Genomic DNA, 6,167 nt, shown 5'->3' on the forward strand with positions numbered 1-6,167 from the left:
GGGTGGAGGGGCAGGGCGGCGGCGATCCGCTGGAGGAGCCAGGCCTGGGCCTGGTTCGCGCGCAGGAAGAAGTGATCTCCCTGCGTCACGTGCATCTGGAACGCCCCCTGGGTGAGCGCGCGCCAGGCCGCGGAGGCCTCGGCGGTGATGCGGTCATCGGCGTCGCCGTGCAGGGCGGTGATGGGGAAGGCGAAGGGGGCTTCGGGCTGGTAGCGGTAGCCCTCCATCAGCTTCAGGTCCGCGAGCATCATGGGCAGCAGCGCCCGCGCGAAGTCGGCGTCCCGGCCCGCCATCATCCGGCCCTCCGTCGTGTTCATCGCGATGTCGAGCAGCGGCCCCAGGGGTTCGCACGTGCCGGGGGCCGGCACTCCCTGGAAGCCGGCCTCGCGGAAGCGCTGCTGGAGCCCTTCCAGGAAGGGGCCGGGGCAGAGGAAGGGCGCGGCGGCGCCGCCTACGATGATGTGCTCGGGCTGGGGCCGTCCGTGGGCGCGCAGCCGGCTGGCGACGAGGTACGCGAGCAGCGCGCCCAGGCTGTGCCCATAGAAGGCGAAGGGCAGGTCCAGGTGGGGCGCCAGCGCGGACTCCAGCCGCGGCAGCAGGTCGTCCAGGCGGTGGAGGGGCGGCTCGTGGATGCGGGTTTCGCGTCCCGGGAGCTGCACCGGCCACACCTCGATGTGCTCGGGCAGCCGCGCCCAGTCCAGGTAGAGCGAGGCGCCACCGCCGCCGTAGGGGAAGCAGAACAGGCGCACGCGCGGCCGGGGACGGCGCACCACGTGGCTGAACCAGGCGTGGGACGCCGCGGGCTCCGCCGAGGGGGGCGCGTCCGGCGTGGGCCGCGCTGGGGCGAGGTCCCGCGACAGGGCCTGGGCGAGGCTGTCGATGCTCGGGCCCTCGAGCAGCAGCTCCGCGGGCACCCGCAGCGACAGGGTCTCCTCGATGTCCTTGCGCAGGGAGAGCCCCATGATGGAGTCGAGCCCCAGGTCGCGAAGCGGCACCTGGCGCGTCAGCGCGTCCGGCTCCAGTTGCAGGTGATGCGCGGCGCGCGCGGTCAGGAAGGCCACGACCTCCTCTCGCCGGGCGGACAGGTCCCTCGCGTCCAAGGAGCCCAAGGCGCCCTGGGCGCGGGGGCTCGCGGGCGGGGGGGCCTCCTGAAGGGCCCTTTCGAGCGCCTCCACCCGCTCCGCGCTCAGCAGCCGCAGCCGGTGTCCCCGGGTCTCGGCGATGAGCTGGTTCGCTCCGTCCAGGAGCCGGAAGTGGCCGGTGACGTGCCCGGTCGCGTCGGGTGGCTCGGGGAAGGTGATGTGACACTGGAGCGTGTCGTCGGCCGGGGCGTGGTGGAGCTGGAAGGACTCCCAGCCCACCACCATGAACCTCATGCGCTCGCCCAGGTGGGCGGCGCCCGCCACGGCGAAGAGCTGTGCGCACGCGTCGAGGACGCCGGGGTGGAAGCCCAGGGCGTGCGAGCTCCGCTCCGCGCGCGGCTGCCGCCGGAAGCGGGCCACGGCCTCGCCATCGCGGAAGCTCACCGCGTCCACCCACTTCACGCTCTCACCCAGGTCGAAGGACAGCTCCGCGAGCCGCCGGTAGAAGGTGGCGCCGTCCCAGCGGGTGCCCTGCTCCAGGCTCGGAGGGACGGCCACGGGCTCCCGCGTGGGAGCCGCGCGCTCCAGCACCGCCTGGGCGTGGAGTGTCCACGGGCTCCGCTCGTTCACGCGGCCATGGAGCAGCAGCTTCGCGCGGTCCGCCTCCAGGGGCTCGACTCCCAGGCGCACCTCGCGCTCCTCGCCGGGCTCCACGTGCAGCGCGGCCAGGTAGCGCACGTCCCGCAGCGCGAACGACGTGAAGCCCAGGTGTTGGCGGATGGCGCGCGTCAGCAACTCCTGGATGTTCCCGACGTGGGCGATGCCGTGGTTGTCCGCCAGCTCCGGCAGGCGCGCGTGGCTGATCCGGTAGGCGAACTCGCGCTCGCGGCGGGGCGAGTGCAGCGGTGTGCCGTCGAACACGTGCGCGGGGGACTTGTCCGCTCCGGCGGGGGCGGCCTCCACGGGCAACCGCGGCAGCCAGTAGGGCTTGCGCTGGAACGGGTACGTCGGTGGCGGGCGATCCGGGCGGGGCCTTGCCTCGGTGAAGGCGCGCCGGGCCGGGCCGAGCCCCCGCGTGTAGAGGTCCGCCACGCACTCCATCAGCGTGCGCCAGGGGGCGTGCTCCGACGTAGCGCGGAGCCAGGGGCGCCCTGTGTCCCCCAGCGCCACGATGATCCGGCGATCGGTGGACGCCAGGCCCGCGAGCGCCGCGTCCCAGTTCCCCGTCGCTTCGACGGGGGCCGCCCACGTGTCGGCGCGGGTCGCCTTCCGGAAGTCGATGAGCGCGTCGGCCGTCGTGCGCAGCAGGCGCACGCGTGGCTCGGCCAGCCGCTCCGGCTCCAGGGTGAAGGCGCCATGCCAACCCAGGTCGCGCAGGAGGCAGCGCAGCGCGTCCCGGAGGTCCATCACCCCGGCCTCGCATGCCGCGACATGGAGGCCCCGTCCGTCGGCCAGCAGCGCGTCGGGCTGATGGCCCCAGTGCCCCAGCAGCTTGAGCAGGGCGTACCGGGCGCGGAAGGTGATGACCTCCGGCGCCTCCATCACGCGCGGGTCGCCGCCCGACAGCTCCCGGGCCACGGCGCCGCACGCGTCGAAGGCCGCCGCGAAGACGGGCTCCACCGGGTAGAGCGCCGAGACAGTGGCGCTCAGATCCCCCGCGTGGGGAATGGCGATCGCGAGCCGGGGAATGGCGGCCTGTTCGACGACGCCGTGATGGAGGCCGGCGGCCTTGCCGCCCTCGGCGAGGGCCTGGAGTCCGGCGGCCAGCCCCGCGCCGTCGGAGGCCACCACCGCGGCGCGGTGCTCCAACTGGCTGCGCGAGGCGACTGCGGCGGTGCACGCCGCGGCCACTCCGTGCTCAGGCTCCCGCGACAGATACTCCCGCCAGGAGCGCGCCAGGGCGCGCAGCGCGGCGTCGTCCCGGGCCGAGAGCGGCAGCAGGTGGACGGGCCGCGGAAGCGAAGCGATGGGGCCGGGCGGAGTGGGGGGCTCGGCCACGATGACGTGGACGTTCGTCCCCGAGAACCCGAACGCGCTCACGCCAGCGGTCCGTCCTTCCCCGTCCCACGGCAGGGTGTCCCACGCGAGCCGGGCGCGCATGCGGTCCAGGCGGATGTGGGGGTTGAGCTGGCGCAGGTGGGGCTGCTTCGGGATGGCCCGGTGCTGGAGGCAGAGCACGGTCTTGATGAGGCCCGCGATGCCCGCGGCGGCTTCCAGGTGCCCCAGGTTGGCCTTCAACGCGCCGACCATGAAGGGCTCGGCGGCGGCCGGGCGCTGCCCATAGACGGCGCCCAGGGCCTGCATCTCGATGGGGTCTCCCAGGGACGTGCCCGTGCCGTGTGCCTCCACGTAGGAGATGCGCTCGGGCTCCAGCGCCGCGGACTCCAGGGCCTTGCGCAGGAGCGCCTGCTGGGCGAGCCCGTTGGGCACGGTCAGCCCGCTGCTCGCGCCGTCATGGTTGGCCGCCGAGCCCAGCAGCACGGCCAGCACGGGATCGCCGTCCCGCCGCGCGTCGGACAGGCGCTTGAGCACGATCATCCCGCCACCCTCGGCGCGGCCGTAGCCGTCCGCCGAGGCGTCGAACGTCTTGCACCGGCCATCCGGCGCCAGGGCGCGCAAGCGGCACAGCGAGACGAACGTGTACGGCGACAGCATGAGGTTGACGCCGCCGGCCAGGGCCACGGTGGACTCGCCCCGGCGCAGGCTGTCGCACGCCAGGTGCACGGCCATGAGCGACGACGAGCACGCCGTGTCCACGGTGAGCGCGGGCCCCTGGAGCCCCAGCCGGTGGGCGATGCGGCCCGAGGCGATGTTGGCCGCCAGGCCCGTGGCGGCGTAGGCGCTGAACTGCCGCGCGGCGCGGGGGAGCAGGCCGTACTCGGCGCTGCCCATGCCCACGAAGACGCCCACGGGGCTGCCCGCGAGGCTGTCGGGCGCGAGCCCCGCGCGTTCGAGTGCCTCCCACGACACCTCCAGCAGCAGGCGCTGTTGCGGGTCCATGTCCGCGGCTTCGCGCGGAGAGATGCCGAAGAGCCGCGCGTCGAAGAGCGAGGGCGCCTCCTTCAGGAAGCCCGCCTGGCGCACGTACACGCTCCCGGCGGTGTCGGGATCCGCGTGGAAGAAGGCCTCGGGGTCCCAGCGCTCCCCGGGCACGTCGACGATGGCGTCGCCGCCGTCCAGGAGGAACCGCCACAGGGCCTCGGGGCTGTCGCACCCACCGGGGAACCGGCAGGCCATCCCGATGATGGCGATGGGCTCCCGGCCTTCAGGGGTTGATGCCGCACGTGTCCCGGCCACCGGGGCGGGCGCGGGAGGCGCGGCGGTGGGGGCGGGAGCGGGCTCGTGCGCCGTGGCCCTGGTCCGGATGCCGAAGCGCTGCGTGATGGTGTCGCGAGCGCCGTGGAACACCACGCGCTGGCAGCCCTCCTGGGCAAGCCCCGCCTCGAACACCGACAGCCCGAGCGCGGTGGGCAGCGGCGTGAGACCGCCACGGCGCTCCATGAAGCGCAGCGTGCTGGCATCCACCCGCATGCCGCCTTCGGCCCACAAGGGCCAGTTGAACGACACCGTGCGCCCGTGCCGCTCTCCGCGAGCCCTCTTCGCCTCGCGCTCCTCGGCGAAGGCGTCGAGGAAGGCGTTGGCGAAGGCGTAGTCGCCCTGGCCCACGTTCCCCGTGATGGCGGCCGTGGAGGAGAACAGGGCGAAGAAGTCCAGGGGCAGGTGACGGCTGGCCTCGTCCAGGTGGAGCGTGCCGTGCACCTTGGGGCCCAGCACCGCCGCCCACTGCTCCGGCGTCTTGGCCGTGACGAGCGAGTCCCGCGTCACGCCCGCGGCGTGGATGATGCCGTGCAACGTCCCCAGCCGCTCGCACGCCTCGCGCACCCCACGCCCGGCCGAGTCCCGGTCGCTGACGTCCGCGCGGAGGTAGATGACCTCCGTGCCCGCCGCGCGCAATGCCTCCAGCCGGAGGCGGCGGGCCTCGTCCAGCTCACCTCGTCCCATCAGCGCGACTCGCGCCCGGACGGTGCGCACCAGGTGCTCGGCCAACAGCAGACCCAGTCCGCCCGCTCCACCGGTGATGAGGTAGGCCCCGCCCTGTCGCAGCGGTGACGGGCGTTGCGTCCCGGGCGGCAGCTCCACCAGCTCGCGCACCTGCCGCCGGGCCGCCACGTACCGGGCCTCGACGTCATCGTGCTCACTGTTGGCCAACGCCAGCCGCGCCACGTCGGACGGCGCGCACGCCTCCAGCTCCAATGCCAGGGTCTGGAAGCCCAGCCGCGGCGCTTCCAGTCCGAGCGCGCGACAGAATCCACCCAGGGCGGCGTGGGCGGCGTGGCGCACCCCGTCCACCGTGGAGTGGACGTAGCCCAGGCGCAGCGCGCCGTCGGACGAGTGCGCGAGCATCCCCTTCGAGAGCCCCAGCAAATGGGTGAACCCGAGGGTGGGATCCATCCCGAACGCCGCGTCGAGCGCCCCGAGATGGAAGACGTGGCTGGGCTGGAGTCCTTGAGCATCCAGCCAGGCGAGGAGCTCCTGCACCTGTCGCGCGTCGGCGGGGTCGAACTCGGGCTCCGCGCCGGTTCCGTCGAAGCGCTGACCCAGGCGCGCTCCCACCACCGGCACCTCGAGTCCACGCGCGTGCAGGTGTTCGTGGAAGGCCCTGACATGCGCCGCGCTTCCCCCCACGAGCAGGATGCCGCGAGGCGCGGCCCCACGCGTCCCCGTGGAGGGGGTGTCACGCCATTCCTGCCGGGCGAACACCCCTTCCGCCGTGAGCTCGGCGCGGGGCTCGGCCGGTGCCTCAATCCCGGTGGGGAGCCGTTCGAGGAGGAAGTCCGCGAGGGACCGCAGCGTCGGGTGATCGAACGCGAGCGTCGGATGGAGGTCGAGCCCGAGCTCTCCCTCCAGTTGCTCCACGAGCTGCGTCGCCTGCACCGACTCCATCCCCAGGTCGAAGAAGCCTTCGTCCGGCGACGGCTGGGTGGAAGGGGCATAGGCCAGGACGCGGGCCACCACCTCGCCGAGCAACTGGATGAGGAGCGAGTGCCGCTCGGCCTGGGGAGCGTTGCGCAGCTGCTCCCGCAT

The 6,167-nt window shown here is 73.9% G+C and carries 1 protein-coding gene; it reads right to left on the reverse strand.

What is annotated here, in order from left to right; genetic code table 11:
- A partial coding sequence (locus D7V80_RS39855) for an SDR family NAD(P)-dependent oxidoreductase (protein ID WP_120592999.1) occupies positions 1 to 6,167 on the reverse strand: 6,167 nt, incomplete at both ends.

The organism is Corallococcus sp. CA054B, assembly GCF_003611625.1.
Classification (GTDB): Bacteria; Myxococcota; Myxococcia; order Myxococcales; family Myxococcaceae; genus Corallococcus; species Corallococcus coralloides.